General features: G+C 60.6%; 20 protein-coding genes and 1 pseudogene. 10 read left to right on the top strand and 11 right to left on the bottom strand.

From position 1 onward, the window contains the following. The first annotated feature begins 13 nt into the window (after positions 1-13). Entirely contained in the window at positions 14-1,498 is a 1,485-nt protein-coding gene (locus tag AS189_RS03090; protein ID WP_062286291.1) for a CotH kinase family protein, read from the top strand. Here the strand turns inward: AS189_RS03090 and dacB are convergent. Continuing rightward, a complete protein-coding gene (gene dacB, locus AS189_RS03085; RefSeq protein WP_062286290.1) occupies positions 1,495-2,892 on the bottom strand; it encodes a D-alanyl-D-alanine carboxypeptidase/D-alanyl-D-alanine endopeptidase in 1,398 nt (465 codons plus the stop codon). The two genes, AS189_RS03090 and dacB, sit on opposite strands and share 4 nt — an antisense overlap. Positions 2,893-3,078: 186 nt before the next feature. Between dacB and AS189_RS03080 the strand changes: the two genes are divergently transcribed. From AS189_RS03080 to AS189_RS03065, 4 genes are all read left to right on the top strand, one after another. Further along, positions 3,079-3,567 (top strand): inorganic diphosphatase, encoded by a 489-nt coding sequence (locus AS189_RS03080; RefSeq protein WP_062286289.1) that lies wholly within the window; start codon positions 3,079-3,081, stop codon positions 3,565-3,567. A 330-nt stretch (positions 3,568-3,897) separates the two neighbouring features. Then, on the top strand, positions 3,898-4,884 hold the full coding sequence (locus tag AS189_RS03075) for a WXG100 family type VII secretion target (RefSeq protein ID WP_062286288.1): 987 nt from the start codon (positions 3,898-3,900) through the stop codon (positions 4,882-4,884). Next, positions 4,881-5,663 carry a hypothetical protein gene (locus AS189_RS03070; RefSeq protein ID WP_062286287.1) on the top strand — a complete coding sequence of 261 codons (783 nt, stop codon included), beginning with the start codon at positions 4,881-4,883 and terminating at the stop codon, positions 5,661-5,663. Before AS189_RS03075 ends, AS189_RS03070 begins: the two co-directional genes overlap by 4 nt. Beyond that, positions 5,663-6,196 (top strand): RDD family protein, encoded by a 534-nt coding sequence (locus tag AS189_RS03065; RefSeq protein ID WP_062286286.1) that lies wholly within the window; start codon positions 5,663-5,665, stop codon positions 6,194-6,196. Before AS189_RS03070 ends, AS189_RS03065 begins: the two co-directional genes overlap by 1 nt. Here the strand turns inward: AS189_RS03065 and AS189_RS03060 are convergent. Both AS189_RS03060 and serS read right to left on the bottom strand, forming a co-directional pair. After that, entirely contained in the window at positions 6,193-7,038 is an 846-nt protein-coding gene (locus AS189_RS03060) for an HAD family hydrolase (RefSeq protein WP_062286285.1), read from the bottom strand. The genes AS189_RS03065 and AS189_RS03060 overlap by 4 nt on opposite strands. A 239-nt stretch (positions 7,039-7,277) precedes the next feature. Beyond that, positions 7,278-8,554 (bottom strand): annotated as a pseudogene (gene serS / locus AS189_RS03055) (serine--tRNA ligase). A 51-nt stretch (positions 8,555-8,605) separates the two neighbouring features. Between serS and AS189_RS03050 the strand changes: the two are divergent. Beyond that, positions 8,606-9,673 (top strand): diacylglycerol/lipid kinase family protein, encoded by a 1,068-nt coding sequence (locus AS189_RS03050; RefSeq protein WP_062286284.1) that lies wholly within the window; start codon positions 8,606-8,608, stop codon positions 9,671-9,673. Positions 9,674-9,731: 58 nt separating this feature from the next. On the opposite strand, the gene AS189_RS20175 is transcribed toward AS189_RS03050, so the two are convergent. The 3 genes from AS189_RS20175 to AS189_RS03040 form a co-directional block, all read right to left on the bottom strand. After that, on the bottom strand, positions 9,732-9,905 hold the full coding sequence (locus AS189_RS20175) for a hypothetical protein (protein ID WP_160320792.1): 174 nt from the start codon (positions 9,903-9,905) through the stop codon (positions 9,732-9,734). A 116-nt stretch (positions 9,906-10,021) separates the two neighbouring features. Then, entirely contained in the window at positions 10,022-10,960 is a 939-nt protein-coding gene (gene pheA, locus AS189_RS03045; protein ID WP_062286283.1) for a prephenate dehydratase, read from the bottom strand. A gap of 47 nt (positions 10,961-11,007) precedes the next feature. Continuing rightward, entirely contained in the window at positions 11,008-11,334 is a 327-nt protein-coding gene (locus AS189_RS03040) for a rhodanese-like domain-containing protein (protein ID WP_062286282.1), read from the bottom strand. Between the two features lie 236 nt (positions 11,335-11,570). Here AS189_RS03040 and AS189_RS03035 point away from each other — a divergent pair, with 236 nt between their 5' ends. Beyond that, the gene (locus tag AS189_RS03035; RefSeq protein ID WP_062292837.1) at positions 11,571-13,049 is read left to right on the top strand and encodes a peptide MFS transporter; all 1,479 of its coding nucleotides are present in this window, start codon (positions 11,571-11,573) and stop codon (positions 13,047-13,049) included. 113 nt (positions 13,050-13,162) lie between these two features. Here the strand turns inward: AS189_RS03035 and AS189_RS03030 are convergent, their stop codons facing one another. Further along, positions 13,163-13,690, bottom strand: coding sequence for a DUF4190 domain-containing protein (locus AS189_RS03030; RefSeq protein ID WP_062286281.1), 528 nt, complete (start codon positions 13,688-13,690; stop codon positions 13,163-13,165). A gap of 168 nt (positions 13,691-13,858) precedes the next feature. Between AS189_RS03030 and pgm the strand changes: the two genes are divergently transcribed. Further along, a complete protein-coding gene (gene pgm, locus AS189_RS03025) occupies positions 13,859-15,502 on the top strand; it encodes a phosphoglucomutase (alpha-D-glucose-1,6-bisphosphate-dependent) (protein ID WP_062286280.1) in 1,644 nt (547 codons plus the stop codon). A 161-nt stretch (positions 15,503-15,663) separates the two neighbouring features. On the opposite strand, the gene AS189_RS03020 is transcribed toward pgm, so the two are convergent. Further along, the gene (locus AS189_RS03020) at positions 15,664-16,593 is read right to left on the bottom strand and encodes a cation diffusion facilitator family transporter (RefSeq protein ID WP_062286279.1); all 930 of its coding nucleotides are present in this window, start codon (positions 16,591-16,593) and stop codon (positions 15,664-15,666) included. A 53-nt stretch (positions 16,594-16,646) separates the two neighbouring features. On the opposite strand from AS189_RS03020, the gene AS189_RS03015 reads away from it, so the two are divergent. Together AS189_RS03015 and AS189_RS03010 are read left to right on the top strand one after the other, a co-directional pair. Beyond that, positions 16,647-16,958: an ArsR/SmtB family transcription factor gene (locus AS189_RS03015; protein WP_062286278.1), complete on the top strand. Its 312-nt coding sequence runs from the start codon at positions 16,647-16,649 to the stop codon at positions 16,956-16,958. Between the two features lie 69 nt (positions 16,959-17,027). Then, a complete protein-coding gene (locus AS189_RS03010; protein WP_062286277.1) occupies positions 17,028-18,347 on the top strand; it encodes a uracil-xanthine permease family protein in 1,320 nt (439 codons plus the stop codon). Positions 18,348-18,478: 131 nt separating this feature from the next. On the opposite strand, the gene AS189_RS03005 is transcribed toward AS189_RS03010, so the two are convergent. The 3 genes from AS189_RS03005 to AS189_RS02995 form a co-directional block, all read right to left on the bottom strand. Beyond that, complete coding sequence (locus tag AS189_RS03005; protein ID WP_062286276.1) at positions 18,479-19,594, bottom strand: glycerate kinase; 1,116 nt, start codon at positions 19,592-19,594, stop codon at positions 18,479-18,481. Positions 19,595-19,634: 40 nt separating this feature from the next. Next, positions 19,635-20,417 carry a glycerophosphodiester phosphodiesterase gene (locus tag AS189_RS03000; RefSeq protein WP_062286275.1) on the bottom strand — a complete coding sequence of 261 codons (783 nt, stop codon included), beginning with the start codon at positions 20,415-20,417 and terminating at the stop codon, positions 19,635-19,637. A gap of 89 nt (positions 20,418-20,506) precedes the next feature. Beyond that, positions 20,507-21,313, bottom strand: a complete 807-nt coding sequence (locus tag AS189_RS02995; RefSeq protein WP_062286274.1) for an HAD family hydrolase — start codon at positions 21,311-21,313, stop codon at positions 20,507-20,509. Position 21,314: the final 1 nt, after the last annotated feature.

Below are 21,314 nucleotides of genomic sequence, written 5' to 3'. Positions count from 1 at the left end.
CAAGGACTCAATCATGGCCAAAAAGCCACTTCTGAAAACGTTCCGTAAGAAAGCACAATTCTTTTGCGCCACGGCAGCCGTGCTGGCACTGTCACTGGCTGGCTGCTCCGACTCTGGCACAACGTCAGTCACGGGCAAAGGCGGCACCTCCATCACCGGGTCCGTAGGGCTTTTCGATGCCACGGCGGCTCACACCGTCAGCCTCGCCTGGGACGATGACGACTACGACGCCATGATCGCAGCATACAAAACGGGATCCGATAAAGCCTGGATCAGTGCCGACATCACGATCGACGGCACCCTCATTGAAAATGTTGGCGTGAGACTCAAGGGCAACTCGACCCTGCGTGGTCTGGGCGGCACACAAGGCGGTCAGAATGGTGGCGCTCCCGGCGCTGGCGGCATGGGCCCCGGTGGCGATGGCACCATGCCAACGGACATGCCAACCGATATGCCCACCGACATGGCTGGCATGGGTCCCGGTGGCAATGGCACAATGCCAACCGATATGCCAACGGACATGGCCGGCATGCCCGGCGGCGGCATGGGTGCTTCCTCAGACATTTCGGCAGATGATCCGGCGTCGTTACCGTTGCTGATCCGGTTCGATAAGTACGTTGACGGCACCGAATATGACGGTCTGACCGAACTGGCATTGCGCCCCGGCACCCCTGTCATCAATGAAGCGCTGGCCTTGTCCGTCACAGCGGCAACGGGGCAGCCCACCCAGCGCTATTCCTACACCACTTATTCGGTCAACGGCTCCGCAACGCAGACTCGCCTCTTGCTGGAGAACCCAGATGAGCAATACGGGGAAAGCATTGACGACGGCGAAAGCGTGATCTTCAAGGCAGACGCCGAATCCAGCTTCACCTACCAAGGTGATGATCTGGCAACGTACAAGGACCAGTTCAAGCAGTTGAACAAGGAAGATTCTCAGGATGCAACGCCCATTGTCAGCTTCTTGAAGTGGCTGGATGAAGCCGATGAGGCAACGTTTGACTCCGAACTAGCCAACTGGGTTGATGTAGCTTCCTTTGCCAAGTACGCGGCAACCCAGAATCTGCTGGCCAACTCCGATGACATGGCAGGACCTGGCCAAAACTACTACCTCAGCTACAACCTGACCACCAAGAAAATCTCCGTCATCTCCTGGGACCTGAATCTGGCTCTGAGCGGCAATGCCACGGCCAGCCCTGATGATTCCATATCTATGGGCGGCGGTATGGGCCGTGCCGGTGGCGGGATGGGCGGCAACGCACTCAAAACCCGCTTCCTGGCCTCCACCAAATTTCAGACGCTCTACAAGTCCGCATACCAGGAGCTCTATCAGCAAGTATTCAACGACGGAACTGCACAATCGCTGCTGACCACCATCACAGCTGCCATCCCTGCCAGCGATGGCCTGAGCCAGGAGGACATCACTGACAAGTCCGCCACCATCGCCACCTTCCTGAAACAGCGTGGCGACGCTCTGGAGAAAGCCCTCGCAGGCTAGCTTTCCGCTAAGACCGCTGCGGCTCCGTCCAGCACGGGGCGTGCCGCAGCGGCCCCACCGGTGAGGCCATTGCCGAGGATTGAGAAGGCCAACAGCCGGCCGTGGGAGTTGATGACGTAACCGGATAGTGCGCTGACCTCATTGAGCGAGCCGGTTTTGGCGCGCACCACACCTGCCCCGCTCAGCTGGGGTTCCGCTGTAAAACGTTGGGCCAGGGAGCCGCTGAGGCCAGCAATCGGCAGTCCGGGCAAGGCCGCTCCAATGTTGGATGTGGGGTCGGCCAGCAGCAAGGTCACCATCTTTGCCAAGCGTTCGGCGCTGATCAAGTTACCTTCGGCCAGGCCGCTGTTATCGGTGGTGACAACGCCGTCTAAAGGCAGGCCCAGTTCCTCTACCACTTGGCGGACGGCGGCCACGGCTGAGGTGTTGCTGGCCTCGCGATCCAACGTCACCGCCACCATCCGGCCCATGACTTCTGCCACATAGTTATCCGATTCATCCAGCATGTACTGGGTCTGCTGGGCGACCGTGGCCGAATCCACCGCAGCCAGGGTTGCGCCGGTCCCGCTGGCACGAGAAATGGTTTCTGTGGTGGTTACCCCGGCGTCTGCGAGTGCCTCGGCAAACGCTTGCGCCGCCACCATTGCCGAATCCTGTGGGCGGGGGCCGCTTAGCACCCCCGGTTCAACCCGGCCGGCATTGAGGGCGAGCGGGAAAATGGGCGCAATCTCACCGGCGTCCACATCGCCCTTGGCCCATTTGGGGTTCAGGGCAGGCCCTGTGAACAAGGTGTCATCAACACTGAGTGTGATGGGCTCTTTTACCTTGGCCTTGGTTAATGCAGCAGCCGTTTCTTTCGCCAAGGTGGCCAGACCCGCGTACCCCATGACGGATTCGGGATCGCTTTCCCCTGCTGCAAGCATGGCGTCACCGCCACCCCGCAGGACAATTTCTTGGGGACTATCCCCGGTGCGGACTTCTGTGCGCAAACGCGTGTCCGGGCCCAGCGTTTTCAGCGCTGCCGCCGCTGTCAGCAACTTCAAGTTCGACGCCGGAATTCGCGCCATCTTCCCGTCCTGGGAAAACAGCTCGGTGCCGGAAGACACATCGGTGACGTACATGCTGAAGGTGCCCTCGCCGTCGTACATCAGGGCCTTTTTCAGCTCCTCCGAGAGCTGGTCCGCGTCCGGAAGGGGCGCTTCCTTGGACAGCGGGTTAACGCCGGTCAGGGTGCTGATGGTGGCAGGTGCCAGCTGGGCCGCCGGCACGACAGCCACGGCGGCAGGGTCCTGCGGAAGGAACGCGGGGGCCAGGTACAGCCCGGCCGGAACGGATACGGCGGCCAGCGCGCAGATGAGCAAGCCGCTCGTCACAGCTTTTGACGTGCGTCCCATGAAGCAGGCGGTTCCTTCGAGGCAGGTGGCCCGTGGGCAAAGCGCCGGGCCGAAAAGGGCATTATGATGCCCGAAAAGTCCGGGCGGGTTTTTAGCGCAACAAAAGCGCCTATATCCTCATACTAGACGGATTTTTTGCGAGAGGCCGTCTCTGGCCGCGCACACCACCTCATGAGGAGCATAACGATGAAGCACGACGTCACCATCGAGATCCCCCGCGGATCACGCGTCAAATACGAAGTTGACCACGAGACCGGCCGTGTCCGCCTGGACCGCGTGTTGTTCACCTCGATGCAGTACCCCACCCACTACGGCTTCTTCGACAACACTTTGGGCGAAGATGGCGATCCCTTGGATGCCATGGTCATGCTGCAGGATTACGATCTGCACCCCGGCGTGGTGGTGGATGCCCGCCCGATCGCCGTCTTTAACATGAGCGACGAGTCCGGTGGAGACGCCAAGGTCTTGTGCGTTGTTGATGACAAGCGTTACGACCACATCCAGGAAATCTCTGACGTTGACGAGTACTTGGTCAAGGAGATCGAGCACTTCTTCACACGTTACAAGGACCTGGAGCCCGGCAAGTGGGTCAAGGCTGAGGGCTGGGCCAACCGCGCCGCTGCCGAGGCTGAGCTGGAAGCCTCCATCAAGCGCTTCGAAGACACCAAGCACTAATCCCCACGCCCTCCCCAATTCTCAAGCCGCTGGCGCGTCTCGAATTGGGGCCCCGCGGGCATGTGGGCCCATATTAGGTGGGCCCAGCCACGCTCTACCGCCGCGCCTGTCCCCGCTTTTCGCACCCGTCCCATCGGGCGCGAAAAGCGGGGACAGGCGCGGCGATGCTTAACCAGAGCATCAACAGTTCGGCGGCTGTGCCCTTGCATGGATACCTCTCCCCATCGCACCCTTTGGGACCTGACAATAGACTGATGCCTGTTGACTTGACCGCCTGCAGGCGCCCCGCCGGGCCCGCCGTGGCGGGGACACCATGTTGAAAGGACAGCCGTGGACGGCTTTATAGGCGCTGACATTGCCGACCTCCGGGACTTTGCCAAAGCCATGGACAAGGCGTCGCATGCATTGCTGCTGCAGGCCCAGACTCTTTCCAACGCCGTGAACCAGCCCCACGGCTGGAAAGGTCCGGACGCCGACCGCTTCCGCCAGTCATGGAACACCTCCCACCGACCAACCATCGCCGCCACATCCCGTTCGTTGCAACAGGCCGCAGACATGCTGCGCAAGGACGCCACCGAACAGGAAGCAGCGAGCTCGGTTGCCAGCCTCGATGGCACTGGGGAAGTTTGTGTTGATCCGACCCTCCAGGACAGTGGTTGGAACCCACAGAACACACTGATCGACTGGGGCAAGGGACTAGTGGGGTTGGGCCTGAAGGTCAACGATGTCGTCAAATACGCAACAAGTTGGAAAGGTTACCTCTCCGACAAAAAGATTTTCGATCTAAAAGGAAAGCTGCCGAACTTTGGCAAGTTTGGGGACGACTTCAAAAATGCTCTTGGCGTCTTCACCAAGGCTGATGGAATCGTCGGCAAGATCGGCACCGGGATCAAGGCCTTCGGTCGGTTCGCGGGCGTGGCCGCCGCACCCTTTGCGATTGGAGGCGGCATCCACGACATGTTCTGGCCCGACCACGACGGCGGACGGGGAGCCATGGAACGTATCTCCGGCGGAATGAGCGTGGTGGCCGGAGGTGGAAGCCTCCTCATGGCCGTGGGTCTACTCACCAACCCTGTGGGCATTGGAATTGTTGTAGGTGCTGGAGTTATCGCTGCCGGGTGGGCCGTCGGTAACTTGATTGCCGACACTGAATGGGGCCAAGCCATGGGGCGAGGGATCGCAAACGCCGCTGGTAATGTCTTTGATGGGGCCAAGGAGGCCGTTGGCAGCGTAGTTGAAGGTGCCAATAATGTTGTGGACGGGGCGAAGAATTTCTTCTCGAATCCCGTTAAGAGCCTTGGAGGATTGTTCACATGACCACCGAGAAAACCATTGAATGGACCCAACGGGACATCCAATGCGCAGAGGCCGTGCTCGCGAATTCAACCGGCGACGGCTTCAGCCTCCCCATGTTGACTGACGAAGAAATAGTGGCACTTGACGGGCTGGAACGCTCCCAAGCCGTGGCTCTGCCCTGGCTTGACCTCCACACCGAGCAAAGGGAGCTCGCCTGCAATGTGGCGCTACGCTCCCTCTTGTCTAAAGGATTGGCTTTCCCGCTCATAGGGGAAGGGGATACAGCACCATCCGGGCTTGGCGCAGTGGACGAAATCACCGGCATCTTAACTCTTCGGCGGTTGGGCGAACGTGTTGTTACAGCCGAGCTGACCAAGGATGGGGACCGTGCGTGGCTGTACGGCTATGTCCACGCGGACCAGGTACTTGAAGAAGTCGTGGACAGCGCCGGATCACACACTTTTACAGTTGTCAGTCGCCTCGATTTCCCCGATCGTCTCATGACCCTGGCCAATGCCGCCGGAGTTGATTCCGTCGATGGCGACCCCGTGTCATTTACGGCAGAGAGGTTCGCGCAAGTTGCCGAAGCCACATTAAAGGACACCCGGGGCGTGACAACCATTTCGGCCATCAGCCTGGATCCGGACACTTTCAGGCATTACACCATCTACACGCAGGGCGATCAACTGCATGGCATGACTGCCAGCGAGGACAACGGTATGGCAATGCTGAATCTGGCAACAATCTCCCGGGTCACTGGCGTGGAAGCAATTCGTGAAGTTGTGGAAGCGGGCCTGTAATGTCGTTTCCCCCTCCGCATCCGTCCGACAACCGTGCCGCTGTGCCTGTTGGCTCATGGAATCCCAAGAGAACCGCTCAATTCGGCAACGGCACGTGGGGCGTCCGCGCCAGTGATGGGAAACTCATTGGCGCATGGGCCTTGGATTTTGCCGTGGTCATAGCGTTGGCTCTCGTGGTGGCCCTGGCCGTGGGGAAAAATGGCGCGGCTACGGCAATCGTTGCTGGAGTTGGCGCCTGGATTGCCAGCTCTTGGATTTATGGCTTCTTGTGCCTACGCGGCCACACTCTGGGCACTTTGGCTGCGGGCACCCAACTTGTAAAACTCCGTGACGGAAGTGCACCAGGGTTCTGGCGGAGCGGTTGGCTCATGTTCCTCCGCACAGTACTTTTCCCCGGCTGGCTGATAGTGATTCTCTTTGCCATCCTTGGCGCAGGAGACCCAGATGTGGCTTCCAAAAGCACTTATCACGCCAGCATCGACAAGCAACAAACGCGGGCATTGCGCGCGGCCCAAGCACCTGGCTGGAACTAGACCAGGCTGCGCAAGATGGCGGCAGCTCCGTCGTCGTACACGGACGCTGTCACCTCATTGGCGGCCGCCTTCACATGGTTCTCGGCCTGCCCCATGGCCACCCCGCGGCCTGCCCAGCGCAGCATTTCAATGTCGTTGGAGCCGTCACCCATGGCCACTGTCAGTGATTGAGCAATGCCCAGTGACGATCGCACCACCTCGAGCGCGGATGCCTTGGTAACGCCCGCTGCGGCAATGTCGAGCCAAGCGCTCCAGCCGATCGCGTAGGTGACACCGCTGAGCCCTGCTTCGGCAATGGCCTCGGAGAACTCGTGGGTGCTGGCCTCGGCGCTGTTGACCACAACGCGCACGGCATCAGTGTTCAACAAGTGCTCGAAGTCCACGCCGCGGGCTTCAATGCCAAAGCTGTCGTCCTGGAAGCGGGAGGTGGCCAAGAAGTTGCCATCTGCATCTTCCACCGCGAAGCGGGCTCCAGGAATTTTGTCACGTAAAGCGTTCAAGGCGGGGGCCGGATCGAAGGTAACTCGCTCAATGACCTCATAGCCACTTTCCAGAGACGGGTCCAGCCGGATGGTCACGCCGCCGTTGGAACACACGCCGTAACCGGTGCGCATGCCGATCATCTCCACGATGGGCAGGAGGGCTCCGAGCGAGCGGCCGGTGGCGATGATGACGTGATGGCCGGCGTCAACCACGGCGCGGGCAGCAGCGCGGACGCCGTCGCTCATGACGCCATCATGGTCAACCAAGGTGCCGTCAACGTCAAGCGCTACAAGGTACTTTGTGCTGGTGGTGGGCCGGTCATCGATGCCGGTGGTTGCAGTATTTACTGTCATTGTCATAGTTCTAGTGAAACAGATAGACCTTAAAATTCCACATACTGCGGCTGTCAACTCCGTGAACTTCTCGAGTCAGACGGAGCGCCGTCGAATCAGACGTTGCGCTGCGTCTGCCTCGACGGCTCTCCGTCTGACTCGACGCTAGCGTCCCCATTTAGTGACTTAAAAGTGAACGCTGGGTTACTACTCACAGCTGTGTGCACAGTGTGAGTAGTAACCCAGCGTTCATAAAGGGCAAAGCCTTACAGGACCGGGAATACTTCCATGCCGCCCAAGTACTTGCGCAGGGCCACGGGAACGTTGACGGAGCCGTCAGCGTTCTGGTGGTGCTCCAGAATAGCCACGATCCACCGGGTAGTGGCCAGCGTGCCGTTAAGGGTGGCCACCGCACGGGTGCCACCCTTGCCGCCGTCGTCCGCGACAAGACGCTCCCGGGTGTTGAGGCGGCGGGCCTGGAACGTGGTGCAGTTCGAGGTGGAGGTCAGCTCACGGTACGCGTCCTGTGTGGGGACCCAGGCCTCGCAGTCGAACTTGCGGGCAGCGGACATGCCCAAGTCTCCGGCGGCGGTGTCAATCACTCGGTAGGGCAGCTCAACCTTGGCGAGCATTTCCTCTTCCCACGCGAGCAACCGCTGGTGCTCCTCGGCAGCCTTTTCAACGGTGGTGTAAACAAACATTTCCACCTTGTTGAACTGGTGCACGCGAATGATTCCGCGGGTGTCCTTACCGTGCGAACCTGCCTCGCGGCGGTAGCAGGAGGACCAGCCCGCAAAGCGGATGGGTTCCGCAACGTTGATGATTTCATTGCCGTGGTAGCCAGCCAGGGCCACCTCGGAGGTGCCCACCAGATACAGATCGTCGTCGGCCAGGCGGTAGATCTCGGCGTCATGAGCCACATCAAAGCCGGTGCCGGCCATGGTCTCAGGCAGCACCAGCGTGGGGTGATCATAGGCGTAAAGCCAGCTTCAATGGCCTGATCCATGGCCATTTGCAGCAGCGCCATCTCCAGGCGTGCACCCACTCCCTTGAGGAAGTAGAAACGTGAACCGGACACCTTGGCGCCGCGTTCCATGTCGATGGCGCCAATGAGTTCACCAATTTCCAGGTGGTCACGGGGCTCAAAGTCGGGGAATTCGCGAGGCGTGCCCACGGTTTTGACGACGATAAAATCGTCCTCACCACCTTCGGGGACACCCTCGGAAATCAGGTTGGGAATGCTGCGCACCAAAACGTCTTGCTCGGCTGCGGCGGCATCAGAGGCTGCCGCAGCGGCCTTGACGGCAACGGCCAGCTCCTTCACCTCAGCCAAGAGTGCGGCTTTTTCTTCGCCCTTAGCTTTGGCAACCTTCTTACCAAAGGCGTTTTGCTCGGCCCGCAGCGCCTCAAAAGAGGTGATCGCCGACTTCCGGGAGCTATCCGCGGCGATGATGGCGTCCACCACAGACGGTTCGGCACCACGCGCACGTTGGCTGGCACGGTAAATTTCGGGATTTTCGCAGAGGTCTCGTACATCGATCACGCCCTAAGCCTATCCAATCAATGCAAGTTCAGCCGCTAAGGTTAGAGAATCATGGAAACTGAACTCCTTGTCATCCTCATTGTGGTCATTATTGTGCTTGTTGCCGCCGCCAGTTGGCTTGGTGTGCGCAAGCTTGCACAAAAGCACACCCGCAGTGCCGTGGCCGACTCTCCGCACAAGATCAACATCGCCAAACAGCAAGTGGCGTTCATTTATAACCCCACCAAGAATGGCGCCGAGGCAGCCAAGGCCTTCATCCGCCGTTCCGTTTCCAAAGCCGGCTGGCCGGAGCCGCTGTTTCTGGAGACCACTGCCGAGGACCCCGGTTTCTCTATGGCGCAGGCAGCGCTGGATGCCAAGTCCGACGTCGTTATTGTGGGCGGCGGGGACGGCACCGTTCGCGCTGTGGGCCAGACCCTGCGACGGACGGAAATCCCTTTGGGCATTGTGCCCTTGGGCACCGGGAATCTCTTGGCCCGCAACCTCAGCCTCGACGTCACTGACGTGGCTGGCTGCGTGCAAATTGCGCTCTTTGGCCACCAGCGCCACATTGACGCCGGCCTCATGGAACTTGAGGACGCCGTGACGGGCGCCGCGTCAAAGCATTCCTTCATGGTTATTGCGGGTCTGGGCATGGATGCGGACGTCATGAACGACACTAATTCCAAGCTCAAGGAGCATGTGGGCTGGCTGGCCTACAGTGAGGCCGGGCTGCGTCATATGGCGGGGCGGCGCAAGAAGGTCAGCATCACCCTCGATAACGAACCGGCCCAGCAACGCAAGGTCCGCTCCGTGCTATTCGCCAACTGTGGTCTACTTCCCGGCGGCATTGACTTTGTGCCCGGCGCGCTCATTGACGACGGCGTCCTAGACGTTGTGGTGATAAGTCCCCGGAGCGCCCTGGGGTGGATCGCGATGGCCGGCAAAGTGGTGTTCCAGCACAAGAACCACCTGCCGGTCATTGATTTTTACCGGTCCAAGAATCTGACTATTCGTACGGTTATGCCCGTAGAAACCCAGATTGATGGGGACCCCTCCGGCCCGGCGACCTGTGTGAAGGTCAGCGTGGAGCCTAAGGCGGTGCTGGTGCGGGTAGCCGCACCCAACAACCCGTCCTAAGCAGCCTGAAGGGCAGCCAGCTTAAACTCAACCCAGTTTGGGTTTGACCACATTGGCTTCAGTCAGTTTCTGGGCGTTGCGACTGTTCCCGGATGAGGCGTTCCTCTTCGTTAAAGCGCAATTCGTTAGCGTCGTCGCCCTCGTCACCGACTGATGTGTCCGGTCCGGTCTTACGACCCGGGTTCACAATGGTGCCGTCCTGGCCGCTGTCCGTGCCTGCATGCGGATCCATAATTGACTCGCCTCTTCCCTGCTGGGAGCAACTTCGTTACCGTCTCCGGTAAGTAATCTTGTTGAGATAGGCCAAGCATAGGCTTGCCCGTGCTTGCGCGAAAGTACTCGTCCCTTCTAGCCGAGGGAATCTACCCAACTTGCCGCATCAGCAAAGGCGGCATCCGCGTTGTAGGACCGAATCTTCGGCGACTGCTGATCCGCCCTCGGGTAGGAACCTAGGAAGCGGATGCCGGGGCTGACTCGGTGCAGGCCGCGCAAAGCATCAGCCACACGAGCGTCGTGGATGTGTCCGTCAACGTCAACGCTGAACGTGTAATGGCCCAGGAACTGCCCGGTTGGCCTGGACTCGATGCGGCTCAGGTTCACGCCACGGCTAGCGAACTGCTCCAGCAGGGCCATCAAGGCACCGGGACGATCCTTGGGCAGCGGGATGGACAGAGTTGTTTTGTCGGCACCGGTGGGTGCGGGCATTGAACCGGGCTGACCGACCAAAACAAAGCGTGTGACAGCCCCCAGGTTGTCTTCGATGGCTGCGGCCAGAATGTTCAGGCCGGTTTGCGCAGCCACCAGCGGTGCGCAAACTGCGGCTTGGAAAGCGTCGGTGCCAGCCATGAGCGAGTGTGCGGCAGCCGCCGTCGAATTTGCCGGGACATGGGTGGCGGCCGGGAGGTTCTCGTTAAACCAGTCGCGCGTCTGCGCCCAAGCGTGCGGATGGGTACCTACACCTTTCACGTCCTCGAGCGTCACACCGGCCGGCGCCACCAAGACGAAACTGACGGGCACCACAACTTCATGCAAGATACGCAGTTCCATCCCCTTGGAGATGGCGTCCAGCGTGGCCGGCACGCCACCTTCAATGGAGTTCTCAATGGGCAGCATGGCGGCGAAGGCCTGACCCTTGCGCACCATAGTCAAGGCGGCGGCGGCGTTGCCAGACGGAACTCGCACCATGTCACTTGCGCCCGGAACCTGCAGCAAGGCAGTTTCGGTAAAGGTCCCCTCCGGCCCAAGGAATGTCAGGGGCAAGGTGGTGTCAAAGGGCACAGATGTCATGGAGAGCCGCTCTCGTTGGTGGTGGAATCTGGTTGGTGGAAGGGAATTTAGAGAACGCGGGGCGTTTCGCCGTTCGCAGCGACCATGGGCTTGTCGGCTTCGAACCAGGCTCCCATGCCGCCGACCACGTTGAAAGCGCTGTAGCCGTTTTGGTTCAGCCAGGTGGTGGCCCGGAATGAACGGCCACCGGTGCGGCAGATGACGTTGATGTCTACGTCAGGGTCGAGTTCTTCGAGGCGAGCTGGTAGCTGCTCCAGTGGAATGTGCAGCGCACCTTCCACATGTCCGGCCTCCCATTCATAGTCTTCGCGCACGTCCAGGATCGCGGCATCCTCGCCCAAGTCGGTTACCGTGACGTTCATGATGTCAGACATCTGTTCTCTCCCTGCAAGTAAAGGCAAAATTATGATCTAAGCCTAGCTCCCGAGGGGCCCGGGCTGAGCGAAGCGAACTCCGGGAGGGAGCAAGGCGCTAGCTCCGAAAGGGGCCCGGGTGAGCGAAGCGAACTCCGGGTCTGGACAAGGATCTGGCGTCTCCAGGGCTTATACGCGATTGAAGATTCAGGCATCCAGATGTGACGATCCATGACATTAGTGCAAAAATTGTTCACGTGAGTTCACAAAAAAGCCCCGCCGATCCGGCAACGGCTCCCCAAAAACATCCCGACACCGCCTTTTTCGGTCAGCCAAAGATGCTGCTGAACCTCTTCAGCGTCGAGCTGTGGGAAAGGTTCTCCTTCTATGGCATGCAGGGAATCCTTGCGTACTACATGTACTACTCCGTCACGCAGGGTGGCCTGGGCATTGACCAAGGAACTGCCCTCGCTATTGTTGGTGCCTACGGTGGTGGCGTTTACCTTTCCACTATTCTGGGCGCCTGGGTGGCAGACCGCCTCATGGGTTCGGAACGGGTGCTGTTCTTCAGCGCCATCCTGATCATGGCCGGCCACTTGTCGCTGGCTCTGCTCCCCGGTGCCGTTGGCCTGACCATTGGCCTGATCATGATCGGCATCGGCTCCGGCGGTTTGAAGGCTAACGCCACCGCCTTGGTGGGAACGCTATACGCCAAGAACGACACCCGCCGCGACGCAGGTTTCTCGATCTTCTACATGGGCATCAACATCGGTGGGCTCATCGGTCCGCTGGTGACCGGTTGGCTGCAGGTTTCGTGGGGCTTCCACATCGGTTTCGCCGCCGCCGCTGTTGGTATGGCCTTCGGTCTTCTGCAGTACGGCTTGACGCGCAAGAACCTTCCGGCATCCGCCCACAACGTCCCGAACCCGCTCCCCCGGGCGCAGTACGGCAAGTTCGGCGCACTGGCCATTGCCGGCATCGTCATTATTGTTGTGGCAGTTGCGCTGAAGCTCATTACGGCCGAGAACCTCATCTGGGTCATTGTCGCCGTCGTCATCGTCGCCTCGGTCGCCTACTTCGCCGTGATCCTGACCAACAAGAGCGTGAAAGGCGAGGATCGCAGCCGCGTTTACTCGTTCATTCCGCTGTTCTTGGCTAGCGCCGTTTTCTGGTCACTGTTCCAGCAGCAGTTCACCGTGATCGCCCTGTACTCCGATAAGCGCCTGGACCGCAGCATCCTGGGCTGGGAAGTTCCCGCCAGCTGGGTCACCTCGATCAACCCGGTGTTCATCATTGTCTTGGCCGGCGTGTTTGCCGCGCTCTGGACCAAGTGGGGCGCACGTCAGCCCGGCACACCCGCAAAGTTCTCCGTGGCACTGATTGTCATGGGCGCGGCCTACCTCTGCTTCATCCCGTTCGCGGGTATGGCGGCGGTCCCCATGCTGGCAATCGTCTTCATTCTGCTGCTCTTCACAGTTGCTGAGCTCATGCTTTCCCCCGTGGGACTGTCCCTGGCAACCAAGCTGGCCCCGGCCGCATTCCAGACACAGATGGTGGCCCTGTTCTTCCTGTCGGTCTCCCTCGGAACGGCCATGTCTGGCGTTTTGGCCGGTTGGTACGACCCCACCAATGAGACCCCCTACTTCATGGCCGTGGGCCTGGTGTCCATTGCCTTCGGTGTGGTCTTGTTCGTGGGCCGCAAGCCCATCAAGAAGCTGATGGCCGGAATCATGTAGTCCAGGCTTAATGTTCGACGGCGGCACCTTTCCTTTTCGTTCATTCGAAAAGGAAAGGTGCCGCTGTCGTTTGTGACCGGTGGCCCGTTGCTAGCGACCAGTCAGAGTTAAGACTAAGAAGAGTAGGACGAGGACGTTCCCAGCGTCAACAGCAAGGCAATCCAGATTCCCACGATCGTGCCGTAAATAACCAAGGCCAAGTAGTTCATCACCAGGCCCGCAATGGCGAAACCACGGCCTTGCGGATTTTCCCGTTTGAGGCCCATGTGCCCCAAGATGATGCCTACAATTTGCGGGATAATGAAGAATCCAAGCAGGACCAGCGAGACTATGCCGACAACCATGCTGGCCATACTCAGACCCTTAGGGCCCATTTCTGCGGGATACCCGGGGCCACCCTGATAGTAGGTGGGAGCGGTGAACTGCGGCGGTTGTTGGTACTGCGGCTGTGCATACTGCGGCTGGCCGTACTGTTCCTGCTGAACAGGTTGAGCGTACGGCTCCTGCGTGTATTGCGGTTGGCTGTATTGTTCCTGCGCAGGTGCGGCAGCAGGCGCTACGGGCTCCACGTAGGGCGGAACCGGCGGTGAGTTATAGCCTGGCGGCACATATGGCTGCGGTTTGTCCGGCTGATTAGACATGCATGACTCCTACGGGTGCTGTGCCCGCGTAGGCACAAATTAAAGGCTGTCGTTGTCATCCATGGTAGTCCAGCAGTGACGCTCCGGAAGGGGTGGGGCCCGCCCGGCATGAGTTCATACTTTGGGCAACACGTGCCATTCGCGTGCGGTCTCTGTCATGCTGTGATTATGGCTAGCCGCGCGGGCACTGTTGCCCTTCCCCAAGACCTTGTTGACCTCTCCGCCCTCCTGGACGCCTATTACGATCTGAAACCGGATCTTAGTGATCCAGCCCAACGCGTGGCTTTTGGCACGTCCGGACACCGTGGATCCTCGTTGAAGTCGTCCTTCAATGAGGGCCACATCGCCGCCATTACGCAGGCCATTATTGAGTACCGCAATGGTCAAGGCATCACCGGGCCCTTGTTCATGGGCAAGGACACGCATGCACTGAGCGAACCGGCCCAGAACACGGCCCTTGAGGTGCTCGCCGGCAACGGTGTGCAGGTGTTGATCGACGCCCGCCACGGCTACACCCCCACTCCTGCCGTTTCGCATGCCATTCTCAGCTACAACAAGAACCGCACGGACGGTTTGGCTGATGGGATTGTGGTCACCCCGTCCCACAATCCACCCGGCGACGGCGGCTTCAAGTACAACCCCCCGCACGGTGGCCCCGCTGATTCCGACGCCACAGGCTGGATCGCTAACCGCGCCAACGAACTCCTCGAGGACGGGCTGCGCGGCGTGCGCCGGGTACCGCTTCAGGATGCTGCGGCAGCCTCCACCACCGGCAAGTTCGATTTCCTCTCCGGCTACGTCGATGACCTGCCCTCCGTCCTGGATCTGGATGCGATCCGCGCGGCCGGGGTGCGCATTGGTGCGGACCCCATGGGCGGGGCTTCCGTTGACTACTGGGGCGAAATTGGCGAGCGCCACCATCTGGACCTGACGGTGGTCAACCCCACCGTGGATCCACAGTGGGCCTTCATGACCCTGGACTGGGATGAGAAGATCCGCATGGATTGCTCCTCGCCGTCCGCCATGGCGTCCCTCATCAACAAGCTGAAAGCCGGAGCGCCTTTTGACATTGCTACCGGGAACGACGCCGACGCCGACCGGCATGGCATCGTCACCCCGGACGCGGGGCTGATGAACCCGAACCACTACCTGGCGGTGGCCATCCAGTACCTGTACACGCACCGCACCCTGTGGCCCGCCACCGCCGGCGTGGGCAAGACGCTGGTCTCCTCTTCCATCATTGACCGCGTGGCTGCGGATCTTGGCCGCCAGCTGGTGGAAGTACCCGTGGGCTTCAAGTGGTTTGTGCCCGGTCTACTCTCCGGCGAGGGCGTCTTTGGTGGCGAGGAATCAGCTGGCGCCTCCTTCGTCAAGAAGGACGGCTCCGTATGGACCACCGACAAAGACGGCATCCTGCTGGCCCTGCTCGCCTCGGAAATCACTGCCGTTACCGGCAAATCACCCTCGGTGCACTATGGCGAGCTGACAGATCGCTTTGGGGCGCCGTCGTACGCGCGCATCGATGCGGCCGCCACCCGGGAGCAGAAGGCGGCGCTGGGCAAACTCTCCGCCGCAGACGTTTCCGCCACCACCTTGGCAGGCGAGACCATCACGGCCAAGCTGACCGAGGCTCCCGGTAATGGAGCAGCCATTGGCGGCCTGAAGGTCACCACCGAGAACGCCTGGTTCGCGGCCCGCCCATCAGGCACCGAGGATGTCTACAAGATCTATGCAGAGTCCTTCAAGGGTCCGGAGCACTTAGCCCAGGTCCAGGCCGAGGCGAAGGCGCTCGTGGACGGCGTCATCTCCTAACGCCGCAGTCCCGGGCCGCCACCGGTGGCGGCCCGGCGTTTTTCCGGCGGCTATCCGACGCGTCGGCCGCTGGCGGCCTTTGGCGTCTCCTTTACGTCGCCTACAAAAAATGCCGGCTCCGCCACCTGACTCGAGTGGTCACCAAGCGCTGGAGTCTGCGGTTAGTGGTGGGCGCCGTGTTCGTGCTCGGCATGGCCCACGGGCTCCAGCTGGAACGTGGAGTGTTCAACGCTGACGTCGAAATGCCCGGCCACGCAGTGTTGGAGGGCATCGAGCATTTTCGCGGCGTGGCCGTCGTGAAAGCAGCCTTCGTCAACCACCACATGCGCCGAAAGAATAGGCAGTCCTGTCGCGATCTGGCTGGCGTGGAGATCGTGAACCCCACGCACATGCTCCAGTTCCATAATGTGCTTGCGGACCTCGTCCAGATCCAGACCCGACGGCGTGGACTCCAACAGCACGTGAATGGTCTCGAGCAGCAGCTTCACGGTGCGGGGCAGGATCAGGGCGCCGATCAGCATGGCTACGAGGGCGTCGGCTTGCATCCATCCGGTGGTGGAAATGATGATCGCGGCGACGATCACGGCCACCGAGCCCAGCGCGTCATTCACGACCTCGAGGAATGCAGCGCGCATGTTGAAGTTCTTGTTGCGCCCGCCCATGAGTACAAACATGGACGCGATGTTGCCCAGCAGGCCGATCGCGCCGAACACAATCATTTCTTGGGAGGCGATTTCGGTGGGATGGAAGAGCCGCTGAACACCCTCCACCAACACCACCAGTCCGACGGCGAGAAGCACCGCGGCTTGTGCCGTAGCCGCCAATACCTCTGCCCGAGCAAAGCCCCAAGTGCGTTTACTGTTGGCCGGGCGCACCATGAGCCGGGCAGCCAGCAGTGCCATGGCCAAGCCACCGGCGTCGGTGAGCACGTGGGCGGAATCAAAGAGCAGTGCCAGTGAACCGGTGAGAATTGAGCCAATGACTTGGACAATAAAGACCACCAGGGTGATCCCCAAGGCGACGGCAATGCGTCCGTGATGGCTTTCGCCGGGGGCGCCCGTATGGGAGTGGGAATGATTGTGACCAGTCATATGTCAATAGTACAGCGAACGCTGAATTCAACAACTGCTGTATCATATTGAGAATGAAGCCCATTAGCAACGCAGCAGTGCTAGCCCGTTTTGGGTATGCACTCTCCGACCCCACCCGGGCCGAGATTCTAATGAATCTAGCCAAGGCACCGCAGTATCCAGCGGAATTGGCGGCTCAATTGGGCGTAACTCGTCAGAACATGTCCAACCACCTCTCCTGTCTGCGCGACTGCGGACTGGCCGTAGCCATTGCAGAAGGGCGCCGTTCCCGGTATGAGCTAGCCCATCCGGACCTGGCGCACGCACTCAACGATCTCCTCGGCGTCGTACTTCTAGCCAATGAGGGACACCTGCCGCACCCGTAAGTAGCCCCGCGTCCGATATTCTTATCTGCGGACCGGGCACAGGCGCGGCCTGGAACGGGAGATAAGCGGATGAATTTGCTGGGCACTAAATGGAGCGTTCATGGAGATGGCAAAACCATCGCCCCGGGACAGGTTGTCACTCCCAATGAGCGGCTGAGCTGGCCGCTGACCATTGGCATCGGATTCCAGCACGTGGTGGCCATGTTCGGCGCAACGTTCCTGGTCCCACTACTGACCGGGATGCCCCCGGCCACTACCTTGTTCTTTTCCGGCATTGGCACCATCTTCTTCTTGATCCTGACCCGCGGCCGCGTCCCCAGCTACTTGGGATCCAGCTTTGCGTTTATCGCCCCGATCATGGCCTCACAACAGGAATTTGGTGTGGCCGGGGCCCTCGGCGGCGTGGTCATTGCTGGTGTCACGTTGGCACTTCTCGGCCTGATTGTGCAGAAGTTCGGCTCCGCATGGATCAACCGGCTCATGCCAGCGCCTGTCACCGGCACCATTGTGGCGCTGATCGGCCTGAACCTGGCACCCTCCGCATGGAACAACTTCAAGCTCGCCCCGATTACGGCCGTCATCACCCTGGGCGTCATCATCTTGGTGAGCGTCCTGTTCCGAGGCATCTTGGGCCGCTTGGCCATTTTGATTGGCGTGGTGGTGGGCTACCTGGTCGCCGTCATGCGCGGTGAAGTGGACTTCTCCAAGATCAACGACGCCGGCCTGATCGGTCTGCCACATTTCCAGACCCCCACGTTCCACTTCGCCATTCTTGGCCTGTTCATTCCCGTGGTCCTGGTCCTGGTTGCCGAGAACATTGGCCACGTGAAATCCGTTGCCCTCATGACGGGTGAAAACCTTGACCCGTACGCGGGACGGGCCTTGATTGCCGACGGCGTGGCCACCACCTTGGCAGGTTTCGGCGGCGGTTCCGGAACCACCACCTACGCGGAAAACATTGGTGTCATGGCCGCGACCAAGGTTTACTCCACCGCCGCCTACTACGTTGCCGGACTTGCCGCCCTAATCCTGAGCTTCTCTCCGAAGTTTGGCGAACTGATCGCGACGGTCCCGGTGGGCGTGCTGGGCGGCGCGGCAACGTTGCTGTACGGCATGATCGGCATCCTGGGTGTGCGCATCTGGGTGCAGAACAAGGTGGACTTCTCCAACAACATCAACCTGACAACAGCCGCCGTGGCACTGATTGTAGGAATCGCCGACTTCACGTGGGGCATCGGAAACTTGCAGTTCGCCGGCATCGCCCTGGGCACGGCGTCAGCTTTGATCATCTTCCACGGCATGAGCGCCCTGGCAAAGTGGCGCGGAACCGCCACCGACCCGCTGGAGCCGGAACCCGAATCGCCCGTCCTGCCAATCACTACGAAGTAAAAACCCACCGAGGAGCGTCTACTCCTCCTCTGAGTGAGCAGTATGCGCTGAACCCAGATTGGGTTCAGCGCAGAGGCGTCAATGCGCCAAACTCACCACGAGTTTGGCGCATGTTCCTTTAAATTCAGGCTTTAAATCCCGTTGAGCGCCTCAGAGGTGGCTCGCGTGGTGTAACGCGCAGCGTCCGCCAACGCCGCTTCCGGGGAACCGGCAACATCGGTGGCACTCACGGCGGCAACCACCCCATGTTTAGCCAGCTCCTGCGGCGTCACGGTGATCCGCCCGGCAACCACCACCACCGGAATCCCCCTGGCGTGGGCAGCGTCGGCAACTCCAAGAGGCCCCTTGCCGGACAGCGATTGGGCATCCAACGAGCCCTCTCCGGTGATGACCAGATCGGTCTGCGTCAAGGCGTTGTCCAGATTGATCAGTGAGGCAACCAAGTCAAAACCGCGTTCTACAGAGGCGTTCGCGTATGCCACGAACATGGAGGGGAATCCACCAGCGGCACCGGAACCGGGCACGTCCATGTCAATCCCCGTGGCCTCCCGGACCACTGAAGCCACATTGCGCAGCCCTGCATCCAGAAGTTCCACGGCGTCTGCATCGGCACCCTTTTGTGGGGCGAATACGTAAGCGGCACCATCGGCACCGTACAGCGGGTTGTCAACGTCCACGGCCATCCGCACCTTGACGGCCGCCAGCCGTGGGTCAAGGCCTGTGGCATCCACCGCAACCACGTCTATCAAGGATCCACCGCCCAGGGGCACCAGGTTCCCGTGAACATCCAGCAACTTCAGTCCCAGGGCCCGCAAGGCACCTGTTCCAGCGTCGGTCATAGCTGAGCCGCCCAAACCAATGATGATTTCGGTGGCGCCGGCATCCAGGGCTGCGGCAATCAACTGTCCAGAGCCGTAAGAATGGGCGCGTAGCGAGTTTTCGACTGTGGGTTCGCTGAGCAGGTACCCGCTGGCCTGAGCGGTTTCAATGACAGCCACTTTGCTGTCCTCGTCAAAGCCCCAAACGGCGCCTACGGGCTTGAGGATGGGTCCTACTACGGCATTCAATCGCTCTGAAAACCCGGCGGCGACGGCCACCTCCACGGTGCCTTCTCCGCCGTCGGCGATGGGAAGGGCCGTCACTACGGCGTCCGGGTAGACCCGCAGGGCACCCTCGGCCATGGCTGCTGCTGCTTCAGGTCCCGTGAGGGTCCCCTTGAACTTGTCCGGGGCAATGAGAATTCGCATGTGTCCATCCTGCCATCCGCCACCAACATGGCCCGCGGCATTACTCCCAGTAGCCTCGCTGGCGCATGACGTGCGCCAACAAGTCCGCCCTGTCAGTCATGATCCCGTCCACGCCGAGGTCAAAAAGCCTGTTCATCTCGGCAGGATCGTCAATGGTCCAGATATGGACATCCAGTCCCAGAGAGTGCGCCCGGCGGACCGAGGCCGCCGTAACAATCTCCTGGCCCTTGTAGTGCGTGGGGATTTGGAGGACATCAACGTCTCGCATCAAGCGACGAAGCAGGGCTGCCGGGAGCCAAGGTGACAGGAGGAAATATTCCACCAACAGCATTTTTCCCGGGGAACTGGCCACGGGTTGGCTCAGTCCGGCCAACACCGCACGGCGCCGCTTGTCGGAAAATGAGGCCACGCAGATCCGATCGTGCAGCCCATGCTTCTCAATGGCAGCAATCAAGGGAGCTATGGATCCGGCGTCCTTGACATCAACATTGAAGCGAACCTCGGGCAGGGCCACCACGAATTCCTCCAGCGTTGCAATGGCCTCCCGGCCGGCAATCCGAGCCTTGCGCACTTCGGAATATGGCAGTTCGGCAATGACGCCCTGCCTGTCGGTGGTGCGGTCCAGAGTTGCATCATGGAACACCATGGCCACTCCGTCAGCCGTGGTGTTGATGTCTGTTTCCACGTACTGGTAGCCCAACTCCGTGGCCGCGCGGAAGGCTGTCACGGAGTTTTCTAGGCCCTGCGTGGAGTAGCCTCTGTGGGCAATGGCTAGCGGCCGGGTGGGTGCCAGGAACGCTTTCGGAGTTTTGATGTTGCTCATGCTCTCTAGGATCCTTAGTGGTTACTTGATTCAGGCGTTACTTAACTCAGGCACTGCTTGATTCAGGCACTGCCCAGCGCAGGCGTTACTTAACTCAGGCGCAGCGCGGCCAGCCGGGACTCAATGACTTGGGCTACGCCGTCGGACTCGAATCGTGGCGCCCGCAGTGCCGCGGCTGCGAGCGCATCCGGGTGACCGCTGGCCATGGCGTAGCCGGCACCGGCCCAAGCCAGCATTTCAATGTCATTGGGCATATCACCGAAGGCCACCACATCCGCCGCATCGATCCCCTTAGAGGCGGCGTACTTGGCCAGTGTCACGGCCTTGTTGACACCGAGCGGACCCATCTCCAACATCGCCAGATCGGGCGCGGAATGGGTGACCGCGATCAGGGAGCTCAGCGACGGCGAGACCAGGTTCAGGAATTCATCCGCCGTGCCGCTATGGACCACAGAGAGCATCTTCACGATCCCACCTTTGGCCATCTCCGGCGCCAAAGGACTCGGATAATACGTCCCGCTGGCAGCGGTGCGGGCGCTGAGAAATCCCTCCTCCACGTGAAAGCCCAGAAGGGATTCCAGCGCAAAGTATGGCTCGGGAGTCAGCGCTGTGATGATGCCGCGCACTGCCATCACTGTTTCCCAGTCCAGGACGTGCGATTCGGTGACCTTCTCGGCGGCGAGATCGTAGCTGACGGCCCCATTGGAGCAGATCACCATGCCAGAGTGGCCAATCTGCTCCCGGATGGGTTCAAGCCACCGCGGCGGGCGTCCCGTGACGAACACAATCTCAACGCCCGCCTCGGCCGCCGCGGCGAACGCTTCTACCGTGCGGTCGCTGATCTTTCCGTCGTGGCCCAGAATGGTTCCGTCAATGTCGCTGGCAATTAAACGCATA

Source organism: Arthrobacter alpinus, assembly GCF_001445575.1.
Taxonomy (GTDB): Bacteria; Actinomycetota; Actinomycetes; order Actinomycetales; family Micrococcaceae; genus Specibacter; species Specibacter alpinus_C.
This window is presented reverse-complemented; position numbering and strand designations above follow the sequence as displayed.